The following is a 14,939-nucleotide window of genomic DNA, read 5'->3' on the forward strand; positions in this document are numbered from 1 at the left end:
CGAGCGTGGGGAGTCACCGAAGTGTTTCACATGGACGAAGGTGCGCTTGCGACGCTGCACGCGGAGCGTGTCGACTGGCGTTTCAAGGGCTTGCCGTCCACGGTGCAGGGGCAGAGCGTGGGCGAGCTTGCCGAGGCCCGCCTTGACCTGTTCGAGGCCGGCTTCACGACGCCGGTGCTGACCCTGTCATGCGCGGCCGTCGAGCACAACATCGCCGTGCTCGCCGGGTTCGCCGCCGAGCATGGCCTCGACCTGGCTCCGCACGGCAAGACGACCATGGCGCCGCAGTTGTTCGCCCGCCAGGCCGCCCACGGCGCGTGGGGGATGACCGCCGCCACGATCACCCAGGTGCGGGCCTATCGCGCCTTCGGGATCTCACGGATCTTCCTCGCGAACGAGCTGGTCAACGCCGCCGCGCTCTCCTGGATCGCGACGGAGCTCACCGCCGATCCCGGCTTCACCTTCGTCTGCTGTGTGGATTCCGTGCGCGGGGTCGCCTTGATGGATGTGGTGCTGCGGTCGCGACCACGCGCGCGACCGCTGGACGTCGTCGTGGAATTCGGTACGGCGGGCGGCCGCGCGGGCTGCCGTACCCTGGGGGAGGCCAGAGGGGTGGCGGACGCGGTCGCGGAGAGCGCGGCATTGCGCCTCGTCGGCGTGTCCGGCTACGAAGGCATCGTGGCACACGAGGCCACACCGGCCGCACTGCGTAGCATCAGGGACTACCTGCGAACCATCGGTGGGCTGACCCGGCAGTTCGACGTCGAAGGCCGGTTCAAGCAGGCGGACGAGATCGTGGTGAGTGCGGGCGGGAGCGCGTACTTCGACATCGTGGCCGAGGAACTGGCCGGGCCGTGGCTCTTGTCCCAGCCGACGCGCGTCCTGCTGCGCAGCGGTGCATATGTGACCCATGACGACGGCTTCTATGCCGGGGTCGGGCCGTCCTCACGCGGCGTGACGGTGAACGCGCTGCGACCCGCGCTGTTGTTGTGGAGTCAGGGGATCTCCCGTCCTGAGCCTGGCCTGGCGCTGCTGGACTTCGGCAAGAGAGACGCTTCCTTCGATGTGGGGCTGCCGGTCCCGCGCGAGATCCGCCGTTCGGATCGCTCCTCGATGCCGGTCGAGGGGCTGGAGGTCGTGTCACTCAACGATCAACACGCCTATGTCGCCGTAGGGGGAGACACGCAGCTCGAGGTCGGCGACTGGGTGGGCTGCGGCCTCTCGCATCCCTGCACGGTCTTCGACAAGTGGTCTCTGATCCCCATGGTCGAAGACGGCATCGTCGTCGACTACATCCGTACGCTGTTCTGAGGTGATGGACTCATGAGCTGCACCTTCCGGGGCGCCCAGGTCGTGGACGGCAGCGGTCGGCCCTCCTACCGCGCCGACGTCGTCACGAAGGCCGGCATGATCATCGAGATCACGGAACCCTGGCAGGCAACGGCGGGCACCGGACGCGTGATGGATGTCGACGGGCTTGTGCTGGCGCCGGGCTTCATCGACATGCACGCGCACTCCGACCTCGCCCTCCTCATGGACCCGCATCATGTGGCGAAGGCGGCGCAGGGTGTGACGCTTGAGGTCCTCGGGCAGGACGGCCTCGGCTACGCGCCGGTCGACGACACGACTCTCCGGCAATTGCGGATCCAGCTCGCCGGCTGGAACGGCGATCCCGAGGATCTCGACTGGGACTGGCGCACCGTGGGCGGTTACCTCGACCGGCTGGACGAGGGCATCGCGGTCAACGCCGCCTACCTGATCCCGCATGGGACGCTGCGCGCGCTCGTCATCGGCTGGGAGAACCGGCCACCGACCAGCGGCGAACTCGACAAGATGCGCGAACTCGTCGCCGAGGGAATGCGGCAGGGAGCCGTCGGCATGTCATCCGGCCTGACCTACCCGCCCGGCATGTACGCCGACACGGAGGAACTGGTGGAACTGTGCCGCGTGGTCGCGGCCCACGGCGGCTACCACAGCCCACACCACCGCAGCTACGGTCGGGACGCCCTCGCCGCCTACGCCGAGATGATCGAGGTGTCGCGGCGTTCAAGCTGCCCCCTCCACCTCGCGCACACCATGATGAACTTTCCTGACAACGCCGGACGCGCCGCCGACCTCCTGCGCCTGATCGATGACGCCCTCTCCGACGGCTGCGACATCAGCATGGACAGCTATCCCTACACCGCAGGTTCGACCACTCTTGCCGCGTTGCTGCCGAGCTGGGCGGCCGAGGGCGGTCCGCCGGCGTTGATCGACCGGTTGCAGGACCTCCCGACTCGTACGTGGCTCCAACGGGAACTGGAAGAGCTCGGCTCCGACGGGTGCCATGGCGTACCGGTCGACTGGAGCACCGTCCAGATCAGTGGTGTCCGTGATCCCGCCAACCAGGCCTACGTGGGCGCCACGCTCGCCGACCTCGCCGTACGGGAGGGACGAGCGGCCGCGGACGTGTACTTCGACCTGCTCGTCCGCGACCGGCTCGGTACCACGTGCCTCCAGCACGTAGGGCATGAAGAGAACGTGCGTGTCATCATGCGCCACCCCGCGCATACGGTAGGGAGTGACGGGCTGCTCGCAGGAACTCGGCCGCACCCTCGCGCGTGGGGCACCTTCCCTCGCCTTCTCGGCCGTTACGTCCGTGAACTCAACCTGCTGACCCTGGAGGAATGCGTCGCGAAGATGACGTCACGGCCCGCCCGCCGCCTCGGGCTCGCCACCCGTGGTCTGGTCAAGCCCGGATACCTGGCCGACCTCGTGCTTTTCGACCCCGAAACGGTCGGCGACGTGGCGACGTACGACGAACCTCGGCTGCCCCCGCTGGGCATTCCCTTTGTCATGGTGGCCGGCACCTGGGTGATCGATGATGGGCGGCCCACTGGTGCCCGGCCCGGTCGTTCCGTCCGTCGGCTCCGCTGAGTGCCACCCTCTGGCAGGGCGGCCTTACCAGGTGGGTGAACGCGCGGCTGACGCCTGCCTGGGCCATGGTGGCGACCATGTCGTCGGCCTGGTAGCTGGTGAGCGATCGGCTTCCCCGTACCGTCCGAACCCCCTTTTACGCTGCAGAAGGACGCGGCTCGATCGGCCCACTGCGTCCCAGGCACAGCTGGCTGCCCGGCGCTGGCTAAGCTGCGCGCATGGCACGGATTCTCCTCTTGCATTCGATGTACGGCCTGCGGCCCGCCGTTCACCAGGCTGCCGACAGGTTGCGGGCAGTCGGCCACGACGTCCACGTCCCCGATCTGTACGGCGGCCGGGTCGTGGACACGCCTGAGGAAGGCATCGCGATCAAGGAGGAGATCGGCCGCGACGAGCTGCTGAAGCGGGCCGTGGCCGCGGCCGCCCCGCTGTCCGCCGACGGCGGCCTGGTGTACGCGGGCTTCTCGCTGGGCGCGGCGCTCGCGCAAAACCTCGCCCTGGCCGATGAGCGGTCCCGTGGACTGCTGCTGATGCACGGCACCTCCGACATGGCCGACGGTGTCTCGGCCGACGACCTGCCTGTCCAGCTCCACGTCGCCGACCCCGACACCTACGAGCCCGTCGATTGGCTGAACGCCTGGTACATCCGGATGCGCGCGGCTCGCGCCGACGTGGAGGTCTTCCGCTACCAGGGGGTGGGTCACCTGTTCACCGACCCCGACCTGCCCGACTACAACGCCGAGGCCGCCGAGCACGCCTGGACGATCGCTCTCGACTTCCTCGCCGGCCTTTGAGACAAGTCCTCCGCACGGTCTGGCGTCACGCCTGACGGCGGTCGCTCCGCTGGAGCGGATCCCGGGCGGCGACGTGGGCAGCAAGGGAAAGCGACGCCGGGCTCGGCGCGCGCCGCCGGTCCGGTCCGGGACGTGATCGTGAGGACCATGCCCGAGGCCGACTACGTCTAGATTGCGGACATGACTTTCGACGATCTCATTCCGTCCGCTGGTGAGTCGCCGCTGGTGTCCCGGCCGGTGACCCAGGCCGTAATCCTCGCCGGCGGTCAGGGATCACGCCTGCGCCCCTACACCGACACCCGCCCCAAGCCGATGGTCGAGATCCCAGGCACCGGTCTTCCCATCATCGGCCACCAGTTGGAATGGCTGGCCGCGGAGGGAGTCACCGACGCCGTCATCTCCTGCGGCTACCTCTCCGAGGTGGTGCTCGACTGGCTGAGCACAGCACACCTGCCACTCAAGGTGATCCCGGTGGTCGAGACCGAAGCGCTCGGGCGGGGTGGCGGGCTGAAGTTCGCCGCCGCCTCGCTGCCCCGCCCAAGCGAGCCCTGGTACGCCACCAACGGCGACATCTGGACCCGCTTCAGCCTGCGCGCCATGGCGGACTTCCACCATGAGCGTGACGCCCATGCCACCCTCGCCCTGGCTCGCCCTCGACTCCCGTGGGGGACCGTCGACATCGACCGTTTCGGCAACGTTCTCGACTTCGTCGAGGCTCCGCCGTCGCCCTATCCGGTCAATGCCGGTGTCTATGTCTTCTCGGCCCCGTTCACCTCGATGCTCCCGGATCTCGGCGACCACGAGCGAAGCACGTTCCCCCGCCTCGCACGCCAGCGCCGCCTGGCGGGTTACGAGTTGCCGCAAGGGGTGTACTGGCGCGCCATCGACACGGCCAAGGACTTGAACGAGGCCGCCAAGGAACTGGCTGCCTTCCGGATGAAGGAGATGCCGGCGCCTTGACGCAGGTCATCGCCGCCGGGAGAGGATACGACGTGAGATCAACTCTCTCGACGCCGCCTGCCATCCCCGCCGGCACCCTTGCCGCCGGCCCGCAACCGGTGCTGCCCGCCCCAGGCGGCCTGCTCCTGCGACCCTGGGAGCCTTCTGACGCAGCAGTCTTCCTCGCCGCTTACCAGGACCCCGAGATCCGGCATTGGCATACTCGTCAACCCGCGTCTGAGGACCAGGTCCGTGCGTGGTTCGATCAGTATCGCCAGGCCTGGGCGCAGGAGACCGGCGCGAGTTGGGCGGTGACCCGTGACGGCGGTGAGGTGCTGGGACGCATCGCCATGGGCGGGGTGAATCTCGATGACGGTGTCGCGGGGTGCGCATACTGAGTGCTCCCGGCCGCCCGTGGGGCAGGTGTGGCCTCCCGCGCACTGACGGCCTTGAGCGTCTGGGCGCTGGGCGAGGCCGGTTTCCACCGTCTCCATCTGGATCACTCGACCCGCAACAACGCCTCCTGCCGGGTCGCCGTCAAATGTGGTTTCCTCCTGGAGGGCACCAAGCGCAGCGACGCCGTCCACTCCGACGGCCGGCACGACATGCACCTGCACGCCCGCATCCGAGGCGACGAGCAACGCGCCTGATGCCTGTTCCGTACCGCCTGCTGCACCACTCGAAGTCATCGCCGTGAACGGACCCACCTACCGGCTCAAGAACCGACTCGCCGCCGTCGAAACCGAGACCGCCGCAGTCGGCTGATCACGCCGCCGAGCCCTGCCCTTCGCCACGCGGCCCCACTGAGCCGCAGGCTTGAGCGATGGCGGCCGGATCCCAATAGAAGGGACGGCACTCGAGCATGCGCCCGTCCCGAACGGTGATCAGCTGCACGATCAGCGTCTCGATCTCCCGGCCCGTCGGTCGGGCACGGAACCGCACCCGATTGCGCACCACCACAGTGTCCCCATCGCCCCAGTGCTCCTGTTCCAGGAACTCCATCGACTCCCAGACCTGACTGAAGACGGCCAGAAACCGCTCCATACCGTCCCGGCCCCGCCACGTCCCAGTCCCCGTGAACGGCAGACCCGGAGCCTGATGCAACACCACCTCCGGATCCAGATACGCGGCAACCTGGTCATAGCTCGCCTTGCCATACCCGCCCGCGGCCACATAGGCCGCCTCGGCTGCATAGAACTTCTCCATCACCGCCCACGCGTCGCCCGACTGCCGATCCGCACCCACAGCCACGCGTCGCTCTCCCGCGGAAGTCCCCATGGTCATCACGCACTCCTCTCTGCAACAACACCCCTGAGAACCCCACCTCCCCGGACTTGGTTGCAGCCCGCCGAAACTCAACCACTCCTCCCTGCCCACCTTTGACTACGCGGGCCGGTCGCTGATCCTGCGCCGCCGGACCCCCGAAACGGCCAGGAAGGCACGCGCCGCAGCCAAACGGGTGGGCGCAGAGCCCCTGCCGCTGTGGCTGGCCCGGGAGCACATGGTCCACAGCAGGGGCAGCATCGCCGGCTCCGGCCCACGGGTGGTGGCCGTGCCCATCGGCGGAACCGGCGAGATCGCCGCGGGCATGTCCGAGGAAACGGCCAGGCAGTTGCGGATCCGCACCGACTACGACCGCCCCCTTCGGGTTCGACGTGCTGGCCCACTTCTCCCACAGCTTCTACAAGCCCTACAACGTCACCCTCGACTTCACCGACATGAACCTCTACATCGCCCGCGGCAAGGCCACCTGATCGCTCGTCGCCCGGTGCCGTACACGGCAGTGTCCCGGGCGCCGCAGCAGCCAGGCGCGGCCGGAGCCCGGGGAGTTGCTGGGGAGTGGAACGTGGCTCATGCCGCGGGGTGACGTGGATCCATGCGGTCAGCGGCGTTCCGCGGTGAGCGTGGCGCCGGGCGGGACCTGCCGGGTGGTGGCGGAGCCGTCGGGGAAGCGGGCGGTCCACCGGTACGTCACCCGGTCGGACAGGTTGGTGAGCGTGGTGGTGTGCCCGCCGTCGTGCCGGACCGCGACGCTGCCCTGCCCTATCGGGATGCCGGAGACGGCGGCCCAGCGGATCTCGGCGGGCAGCCGCGAGAGGGTGGAAAGCGCGTTGCCCGGCGCGTCCGGCCGGACGCCGAGCAGGCCCTCCACCACCTGGCTCACCAGGGTGAAGGAGACCTCCGGGTAGTCGCCGTTGAGCCCGCCCGCCACGTGCGGGGCTGTGCGGGCGTGGAAGATCTCCCGCAGCCACCGCCAGGCGGTCTCCTGCCTGCCGTGCCGGAAGAAGACGTCAGGCAGGTACGTCCACGACTCGACGTTCTCCGGCCGCCCGGGACCGCTCGCCTGCGCGTCGATGTAGTCGAGGTAGGCCGGGTCGTCGCGCAGGCCCTTCAACGGTATGAACCAGCTGTTCTCCGCGCCCCACCCGGTGACCGGCCGGCCGTCGAAGGTGAAGCCGCGCGCGCCGTTCCACTCCTGCTCGTAGTGGCGGCGCAGCTCCGCGGCCAGTGCCTCGAACCGCCCGCCGCCCTCGCCACGGGCCCTGGCCAGCTCGGCCATCGCCAGATGGGCGGCATACTGCGCGGCGATGCCGTCACCGGCCACCGCCAGCGGCTCGCCGCTCAGCTCGTTGTAGCTGGCGGCGCCCTCGAAGATGCCCACACCTCGGCCGGTCGCGGGAAGCGCGATCGCGTTCGAGCAGTAGTCGCGCAGCACGGGGTCGTGGACGTAGGCGCGCTCTCCGGTCCAGCGGTAGAGCGCCGCCACGCACTCCACCAGCTCGAAGACCGCGGGCACCTCCCTGACGAACTCGTCGGGACCGCGGTAGTCGATCGACAGGTAGGAGCCGTCGAAATTGAACGCCCACACCGGACGGTGGCCGTGCTCCTCCGTCGCCGAGGCGGCGAAGCAGCGCAGCATCGCCAGGTTGGCCTCGGCCAGGCCGAGCAGGTGGGCGCCCGCCGCCTGGTGGACGAAGTCACGGGCGTAGAACCCGCTGCGGTGCGCGTACCCGGCCCAGTAGGAGGGCAGGTAGACGCCCTCACCGGTGCCGTGCGGGTGCCGCTCGTCGACATTCACCGGCCCGCGCGTCCCGCCGGGATGCGCCCAGCGCAGCGCGCGGTCGCGCGCCCACGCGAACATCGCCACGAGCTCGTCGTGGCCGGAGTCCAGCTGCATTCATGGTCCTAGGCTCGGGCGGATCACCAGCTCGCCGGGGAGTATGAGCCCCGCCTGCGGGGTGACGCCGTCTTCGATGATCTGGAGGAGGCGGCTGATCAGGGCGTCGGCGATGCGGCGCAGCGGCAGTCGTACCGTCGTCAGCGCAGGCTGGAGGAACGCGGCGATCGGCAGGTCGTCGAAGGCGACCACGGCCAGCTCCGTACCGATCTCCAGCCCTTCGGCGCGCGCCGCCGTGTAGATGCCCAGCGCGAGCCAGTCGCCGCCGGCCACGATCGCGGTGGGCCGGTCGCGCCCGGCCAGCAGCTCGCAGGTGGCCGCGACGATCTCGCCTGGATCGTCGCCCGGCGAGTACAGCTGCCCGGCCAGGCCATGGCGACGCACCCCGGCCAGGAACCCGGCGCGCCGGTCGTCCATCCACGGCTGCCCGGAGGAGGAGGCCAGGAAGGCCACCCGCCGGTGCCCTCTGGCCGCCACCATGCCGACCAGCTCGATCATCGCCTGCACGCTGTCGACGTCCACCCAGGACTGCGGTTGCTCGGGCCCGGTCCTGCCGAAGGCGGCGAACGGGAAGCCCGCGCCCGTCAGATGGGCCACGCGAGGGTCGTCGCGGAGTATGTCCGACAGCAGGAAGCCGTCCACGGTCCGCGCGGCGATCAGCTCGTCGAGCGCCTGCTCCTGGCTCTGGCCTGGCCGCGGGCGCACCAGCAGGACGCGGTAGCCCGCCTCGCCCGACGCCGCCACGACCGCTTCGAGGAAGCCGCCCATCAGCGGGTTGGGATTGGCCGGGTCATCCACTGGAGTCGGGTAGGCGATGATCCGCCTGGTGCCCGACTTCAGACTGCGTGCCGACTGGTCGGGCCGGTAGCCGAGGTTCTCGATCATCGCCGAGACCCGCTCCAGTGTTTCCGCCTTCAGCCGGTGCGGGGCGTTCAGCGCGTTGGAGATCGTCTGGCGGGACACGCCGGCCGCCCGTGCGACATCCTCGATGGTGACCCCGCGTTCGCGTGGCCGGCGTGCCGTCACTCAATCTCTCCTCAGCTTGAGCAGGCCACCCATGGGTACCTCGACGACGCAGGCCCCGGACTCCAGCAGGAGCGTGGCCGTGCGGACCAGGGCGCCGCCGCAGTCGTGCACCTCGACGTGCGCCGAGCCGGTGCCGTAGAGGACGACGCGCGGGTCAGGATCGGCGTTGGCGACGAGCAGATCCCCGGACTCCGGCACGTCCACGGGCAGCGGCGCATACCGCGCGACGATCGTGGTGCGATCATCGTGGGCCCGCACGAGCGGGTAGCCGTGCTCGGGCTGCTCGGGCCGCAGCGTTCCCAGCTGGAGCGTGCCCAGGTAGCGGTGGAAGATCCCCAGCCAGAACCGGATCGCGGCGAGCTGGTCGGGGCGCTGTGCCGCCAGGTCCACTGAGAGCTGCGGCACCGAGAACAGCGCGTTGATCAGGTGCACGGCCACCTGCTCGGCGGGCTCGGCGGGATGCCAGAGGATCATGTCGGAGTGCACGGCCACAGGACCCGCGGTGAGCCGCAGGTCCACGGTCCGCTGCCGGTTCTCCTGCGAGCTGAGCGGGCAGTCCGTCGCTCTGATCATGTTGGCGTACGGCCACAGCCCAGGGTTGGTGTACGGCTGGCGGTGCTCGATCAGCACGTTCGGCCTGGTACGGCGGAGCCGGGCGTCCAGATCGCGGAGCAGCCGCCTGACGCCTTCGTCCACATCCGCGCAGTCGGTCCCCGCGCCGGGCGCCGGGTCACCGCCCGGGGTCGCGAAGCGGTCCACGAAGTCGATCTTCAAGCCGTCCATGCTCCACGCCTCGACCGCTTGGACGAGCCGGCCGATGAGGAACTCGCGTACCTCCGGGTAGCGCGGATCCAGCACGGCGGCGTCCATGTGGTCGAGGTATCGCAGGAATTTGCCCTCGAAGCGCTCGAAGGCGGCGTTGTGCTTGCCCACGAACGGCAGCGCGTACCAGAGCATGTAAGCCATGTCGAGCTCGCGCACCCGAGCCACATGTGCCGAAATATCGGGGAATGCGGCCGTGTTCGGCTCCCAGTCACCGCAGAACGCATAGCCGCGCGACCGATCGGCGGTCTGCCAGCCGTCGTCCACGATGATCGTCTCGCAGCCCAGTTCCTTGGCCAGCCGCGCCTGGAGCTCCACGGACTCGGCGGTGACCTCCTGGTGCATGCTGTACCAGGTCGAGTAGACCGGCAGCCGGGCACGGTCCGGAGTGGGCCGCAGGTCGCCCGCGTCGTCCTGCCACCAGGCCGCCACGTCGGCCACCGCCGCGGAGAACGGCCGCTCCGACAGGTCCAGCCGGATCCGCAGCCGGTCACCGTGCAGGGTGAAGACGAACTCACCGGTCTCCTCCATCACCCCGCCGGTGAAGCTCACCTGCGCCGCCGGCTCGGCCAGGCCCACCGTGCAGACGTTGGCCCCGGCCGTACCGATGAGGGAGACCACCGGCGCGCCCGCGGTCAGCCGCGACACCAGCGGCGCGTTCCAGATCGGCGGCACCCAGCGGGTGCCGCCGAAGGGCGTCCAGAACGCGCTGACGCTCACGCACGGCACTCGCCACTGCGCGGCCGTGGCCCCTGGCGCGTCGATCAGCCAGATGCGGTCAGTGACCTGCGTCACCTTCGCATCGGCCACGCCGGCCAGTGCCAGCTCGACCGTGCCGGCCCGTACCGCGGTCGTCTCCCCGAGCGCGTAGGGCTCCCAGACCTGCATGCTTATCCCTTCGTGGCGCCGGCCAGCAGGCCGGAGATGAACTGTTTCTGGAGGACGAGAAAAAGGACCATCATGGGCAGCGAGGAGATCGCGGTGCCCACCATGACCTGGCCGAAGTCGGTCCTGGCCAGGCCCTGCAGGGTGGCCAGCGCGACGGGTAAGGTGTACATCTCCGGCGTGCGCAGCGCGATCAGCGGCCACAGGAAGTCGTTCCACGCACCGAGGAAGAGGAAGACGGCCAGCGCCGCCAGGACCGGGCGCATGACCGGGATCACCACCCGCCACAGCACGCGCAGCTCGCCCGCGCCGTCGACCCTGGCCGCGTCGAGCAGCTCGTCCGGGATGGCCAGCAGCGACTGGCGCATCAGGAAGATGCCGAACGGCACCGACAGGCTCGGCAGGATCAGGGCGGGGAAGCTGTCGATCAGCCCGATGTCGTTCATCATCTCGAAGATCGGGATGATGGTCACGCCGCCGGGGATGACCAGCGTCGACAGCAGCAGCACGAAGAAGGCGTTGCGCCCGGCGAACGTGAACTTGGCGAAGGCGTAACCGGCCAGCAGCGAGACCACGATCGCCCCCGCGGTCTGCACGACCGCGACGAAGAGCGTGTTGCCCAGCACGTTGACCAGCCCGATCGACTCCTCCAGCTTTGCCGTGTTGGCCACCAGCTGGTCGCCGGGGTAGAACCTCGGCGGCCAGGAGAAGATGTCGGAGTTGGCGTGCGTGGCCGCCATGGCCAGCCAGTAGAACGGGCCGACGCACAGCCCGAACACCGCGGCGAGCACGAAGGTGAGCGTCCAGCCCTTCATCGTTTCTGCATCCTCATCTGCGCGATCCCGAGTCCGGCCACGATCAGCGTGAGCGCGTAGGCGATCGCCGCGGCATAGCCGAAGTCGAAGTAGCGGAAGCCGTTCTGGTACAGGTACAGCGAGATCGTCAGGGTCGAGTTGTCCGGCCCGCCGCCGGTCAGCACGAACGGCTCGTCGAACAGTTGCAGCGTGCCGATCGTGGACAGGACCACGGTCAGCAGCAGGATCGGCCGCAGCTGAGGCACCGTGATCGACCAGAACCTGCGGGCCGAGCCGGCGCCGTCGACCATCGCCGCCTCGTAGAGGTCCTTCGGGATGCTCTGCAGGCCGGCCAGGTAGATCACCGCGTTGTAGCCGGTGTAGTGCCAGGTGAGGGCGATGACGATGGCGATGCGGGCCCAGAACGGGCTGCCCAGCCAGTCGATCGCGTCGACGCCGAAGAGGCTGAGCAGCCAGTTGAGCAGTCCTGCGTCCTTGCGCAGGATCACCGAGAACATCACGCCGTAGGCGACCAGACCGGTCAGCGACGGCATGAAGACGCCCAGCCGCCACAGGCCGCGCAGCCGTACGAGGGAGGAGTTGAGCGCGAGCGCCAGCAGCAGCGCGAGCAGCAGCATGATCGGGACCTGCACGACCAGGATCAGCCCGGTGTTCCACAGCGAGGTCCAGAACAGCGGGTCGTTCACCAGCCGCACGTAGTTGTCCAGCCCGACGAAGCTGCGTGCCGCTCCCGCGCCGGTGGTCAGGCTGATGTACATGGCGGCCACGATCGGATAGGCCTTGAACACCATGAAGCCCAGCAGTGCGGGCAGGACCAGCAGGTACGGGATGTTTCGCTTGGTGACGAGGGAGCGCCTGCCCACCGCCAACCGCCCGGGCCGCGACAGGGTGAGTGTCATCCCGCGAGCTTCCTGTTCGTCTGCTGGGACAGCAGCGTGGCGGCCTCGGTCAGCGCCGCGGCCGGGTCGGCGCCCTTGAGCAGGACCTTCGTCTGCGCGTCACTGGCGATCTTCAACGCCCTGGCGTAGTCGCCCGAGTAGTAGGTGGCGTCCGCGCCCTCGGTGAGCGCGTCCACGAAAGTCTTGAGCGCGGGCTGGCCGCCGAAGTAGGGCTGGGGCGCGGCGAACGCCGGGTCGGAGTAGGCCGCCGTCAGTGCGGGGAAGACGCCGCCCTCCTTGAAAACCTTGTTGATGACCTCGGGCTTGGTCAGCGCGTACGCCACGAACTCGAACGCCTCCGCCTGGTGCGGGCTGGTCCCCGAGACCGACAGATGGGTGGAGTTGACGATCGCGGCGCGCTTGCCCCCCGCTGTCACCGCGGGCGGCTGCATGACCCGCCACAGGCCCTTCTGCTCGGGACGCATCTCGGGGATGTAGCTGACCGCCCAGGCCGCCCATGGCAGCACGGCCAGCTTGCCGCCGCTGATGAGCTGCTTGGCGGCGTTCTCGCCGGAGGTGTCGGCGACGATGCCCGCGTCGTTCATCTTCTTGATGAGAGTCATCGCCTGTACGGCCGGCGCCGAGGCGAGCGTGACCTCACCCTGCCGGTTGAAGTAGAAGGCGCCCTGCTGCTGGAGCAGCGACTGGTAGAGGTCCATGTCCGCGCTGCCGGCCGCGGGCTTGTTCAGCCCGATCAGGAAGGCGCCCGTCTTCTCCTTGAGCGTCTTACCGGCCTCGATGGCGTCGTCCCAGGTCTGGATCTGCTCCGGGTCGATGCCTGCCTTCTTGAACAGGTCCGCGCGGTAGAAGAAGCCGACCGGGTTGACCTCCCAGGGCATCGCGTAGATGCCGCCGTCCTTGCCGGTCACCGTGGGCCACAGGCCCTTGGCGAAGGCGTCCTTGTACTTGTCGGCGCCCAGCTTGCGCAGGTCGGCCAGGCCGCCGGGGAATTTGTCCATATACCCGGGCAGGTAGTCGATGCCGATGTGCAGTACGTCGGCCAGGCCCTTGCCGCCCGCGGCCATGCCAATGGTGATCTTGTCCCAGATGGCCGGGTTGCCGACGGCTTGAACGTCGATCTTGATGCCGGGGTGGGTCTGCTCGAAGTCCTTGGCGACGGCGGCCAGGCCGTCTGAGGCGGGCTTCCAGCTCCAGACGGTGATCTTGACGGGCCCGCTGCCCTGCTCCGGTGTCTTGCCGCCGCCACAGGCGCCCAGGGCGAGCGTGCCGGTGAGTGCGAGCGCGAGGGCTCCGCGACGGTTGATCATTTGTGTGTTTCCTTTCGGGGGGTGAGTGCTGCGCGTAGCCGGTCGGCGGTGTCGCCGGGGGTGGTGGCGTGCGGGGAGAGCCGGATCCAGCCACCGCGCAGCGTGGTGACGAGTCCGGCGGCGCCGAGTGCGGCGTGCGTGCTCGCGGGGTCGTGGCCGGGCAGCCGCACGCGGGCAATGCCGGCGGGCTCCTCGGGGAACAGGACCTCGGCGCCCGCGGTCCTGGCGGCATCCAGCAGGCTCGCCAGAGTTTGGGAGATCTGCCGGGCGATGTTCGTTTCTCCGGCGGAGAGCACCAGGTCGATGGCGGCTCCCAGCGCGGCTACGGCGGAAAGGTCGGGGTTGGTGGCCGAGTGCGCGACGGCTCCTGGCAGCGGCGGCATGGGGTGCCGGGCTCCGAACGGGGCGTGCACGCCCGACCAGCCGCCGAGACCGGGGGCGAGGCGGTCGGCCACCCGGTCGCGGACGAGCAGCAGCGCCGCGCCCCAGCCTGCCCGCAGCCACTTCTGCCCGCCGCAGGCGAGCACGTCCGCCGCCGCCACGTCCAGCGGCACCGCGCCGAGGCCCTGGATGGCGTCCACCACCAGCAGCCGATCCTCGCCCAGCACCTCCTTCAGCGCGCCCAGCGGAGCGCGGTGGCCGGTCGTGGCGTCCACCGCGCTGACGGCCAGCGCCCTGACGTCGTCGTCGAGGTGCTCGCGCAGGACGTCGGCAGTGATCGCGGCGGAGTCGATCCAGCGTGGCCGCAGCCCGCCGCGCTCCTGGAAGCGCAGCCAGGGATAGACGTTGGCGGGGAACTCGCCGCGCGGGACGAGCACCACGCCACCGCCCAGACCCGCCGCGGCGGCGAACAGCGCATGGCTGGTGGAGGAGACGAAGGCCACCTCGTGCGGGGAGCATTTCAGCAGGCGGGCCGCGACGGCACGGGTCCTGCTCGCCTCCAGCTCCAGGTGGGTGAGCGCGGCGGACGGATCGCGGGCCAGCCACTCCGCGGCCTGTGCGACGGTGCGCGCGACGGCCAGGGAGGGCGGCCCGATTCTGGCGAAGTCCAGATATCCCGCCGGTTCGTGGAACTGGCTCAAGTAGCTAGGTTGAACGTTCAAACCGACTCCGAACAGGACTATCCCGTGCAACAGCGAGGGGTGTGCAGCGCCAAGTGCGCCCTATGCGACACACCGTATTTGATCGTTCATATCCGCGCAAGCACCCCGGAGTGCGATCCGATCCGCTTCCGCTCGACCTGCGGATCCGGCGACCCGGTCGCTGCCCCGGCGCACCACGACGGATCCCGCGCGATGAGGCTGTAGGCAGGGCCACTTTCTGATCGTTCAACGGTCCCGGGGGCGGCCTGCTACGGC

At 69.5% G+C, this 14,939-nt stretch carries 13 protein-coding genes and 1 pseudogene; 5 read left to right on the forward strand and 9 right to left on the reverse strand.

The features are described 5' to 3' along the window. The first annotated feature begins 30 nt into the window (after positions 1–30). The 5 genes and pseudogenes from ABN273_RS39515 (at position 31) to ABN273_RS39535 (ending at position 5,299) form a co-directional block, all read left to right on the forward strand. Positions 31–1,311 carry an amino acid deaminase gene (locus ABN273_RS39515; protein ID WP_349454394.1) on the forward strand — a complete coding sequence of 427 codons (1,281 nt, stop codon included), beginning with the start codon at positions 31–33 and terminating at the stop codon, positions 1,309–1,311. A 12-nt stretch (positions 1,312–1,323) separates the two neighbouring features. Continuing rightward, a complete protein-coding gene (locus tag ABN273_RS39520) occupies positions 1,324–2,916 on the forward strand; it encodes an N-acyl-D-amino-acid deacylase family protein (protein ID WP_349454395.1) in 1,593 nt (530 codons plus the stop codon). A 218-nt stretch (positions 2,917–3,134) separates the two neighbouring features. Beyond that, on the forward strand, positions 3,135–3,710 hold the full coding sequence (locus ABN273_RS39525) for a dienelactone hydrolase family protein (RefSeq protein ID WP_349454396.1): 576 nt from the start codon (positions 3,135–3,137) through the stop codon (positions 3,708–3,710). A gap of 180 nt (positions 3,711–3,890) precedes the next feature. Next, positions 3,891–4,670, forward strand: coding sequence for a nucleotidyltransferase family protein (locus ABN273_RS39530; RefSeq protein ID WP_349454397.1), 780 nt, complete (start codon positions 3,891–3,893; stop codon positions 4,668–4,670). Positions 4,671–4,768: 98 nt separating this feature from the next. Next, positions 4,769–5,299, forward strand: a pseudogene (locus ABN273_RS39535) (GNAT family N-acetyltransferase). A 115-nt stretch (positions 5,300–5,414) separates the two neighbouring features. On the opposite strand, the gene ABN273_RS39540 reads toward ABN273_RS39535, so the two are convergent. The 9 genes from ABN273_RS39540 to ABN273_RS39580 all read right to left on the reverse strand — a co-directional run bounded on the left by ABN273_RS39540 (position 5,415) and on the right by ABN273_RS39580 (position 14,663). Further along, entirely contained in the window at positions 5,415–5,933 is a 519-nt protein-coding gene (locus ABN273_RS39540) for a nuclear transport factor 2 family protein (protein WP_349454398.1), read from the reverse strand. Between the two features lie 99 nt (positions 5,934–6,032). Further along, positions 6,033–6,275: a hypothetical protein gene (locus tag ABN273_RS39545; protein WP_349454399.1), complete on the reverse strand. Its 243-nt coding sequence runs from the start codon at positions 6,273–6,275 to the stop codon at positions 6,033–6,035. A gap of 256 nt (positions 6,276–6,531) precedes the next feature. Next, positions 6,532–7,827, reverse strand: coding sequence for a hypothetical protein (locus tag ABN273_RS39550; RefSeq protein WP_349454400.1), 1,296 nt, complete (start codon positions 7,825–7,827; stop codon positions 6,532–6,534). Then, positions 7,828–8,853 (reverse strand): LacI family DNA-binding transcriptional regulator, encoded by a 1,026-nt coding sequence (locus ABN273_RS39555; protein WP_349454401.1) that lies wholly within the window; start codon positions 8,851–8,853, stop codon positions 7,828–7,830. Continuing rightward, a complete protein-coding gene (locus ABN273_RS39560) occupies positions 8,854–10,563 on the reverse strand; it encodes a glycoside hydrolase family 36 protein (RefSeq protein WP_349454402.1) in 1,710 nt (569 codons plus the stop codon). It abuts the gene before it with no gap. A gap of 2 nt (positions 10,564–10,565) precedes the next feature. Next, on the reverse strand, positions 10,566–11,375 hold the full coding sequence (locus ABN273_RS39565; protein WP_349454404.1) for a carbohydrate ABC transporter permease: 810 nt from the start codon (positions 11,373–11,375) through the stop codon (positions 10,566–10,568). Beyond that, positions 11,372–12,274 carry a carbohydrate ABC transporter permease gene (locus tag ABN273_RS39570; RefSeq protein ID WP_349454405.1) on the reverse strand — a complete coding sequence of 301 codons (903 nt, stop codon included), beginning with the start codon at positions 12,272–12,274 and terminating at the stop codon, positions 11,372–11,374. Before ABN273_RS39570 ends, ABN273_RS39565 begins: the two co-directional genes overlap by 4 nt. Then, positions 12,271–13,581 (reverse strand): ABC transporter substrate-binding protein, encoded by a 1,311-nt coding sequence (locus ABN273_RS39575; RefSeq protein ID WP_349454407.1) that lies wholly within the window; start codon positions 13,579–13,581, stop codon positions 12,271–12,273. Before ABN273_RS39575 ends, ABN273_RS39570 begins: the two co-directional genes overlap by 4 nt. Further along, on the reverse strand, positions 13,578–14,663 hold the full coding sequence (locus ABN273_RS39580) for an aminotransferase class V-fold PLP-dependent enzyme (RefSeq protein ID WP_349454409.1): 1,086 nt from the start codon (positions 14,661–14,663) through the stop codon (positions 13,578–13,580). The genes ABN273_RS39575 and ABN273_RS39580 overlap by 4 nt, the downstream gene beginning before the upstream one ends. Between the last annotated feature and the right edge of the window lie 276 nt (positions 14,664–14,939).

The sequence above is a fragment of the Nonomuraea sp. B19D2 genome, assembly GCF_040137845.1.
Lineage (GTDB): Bacteria > Actinomycetota > Actinomycetes > Streptosporangiales > Streptosporangiaceae > Nonomuraea.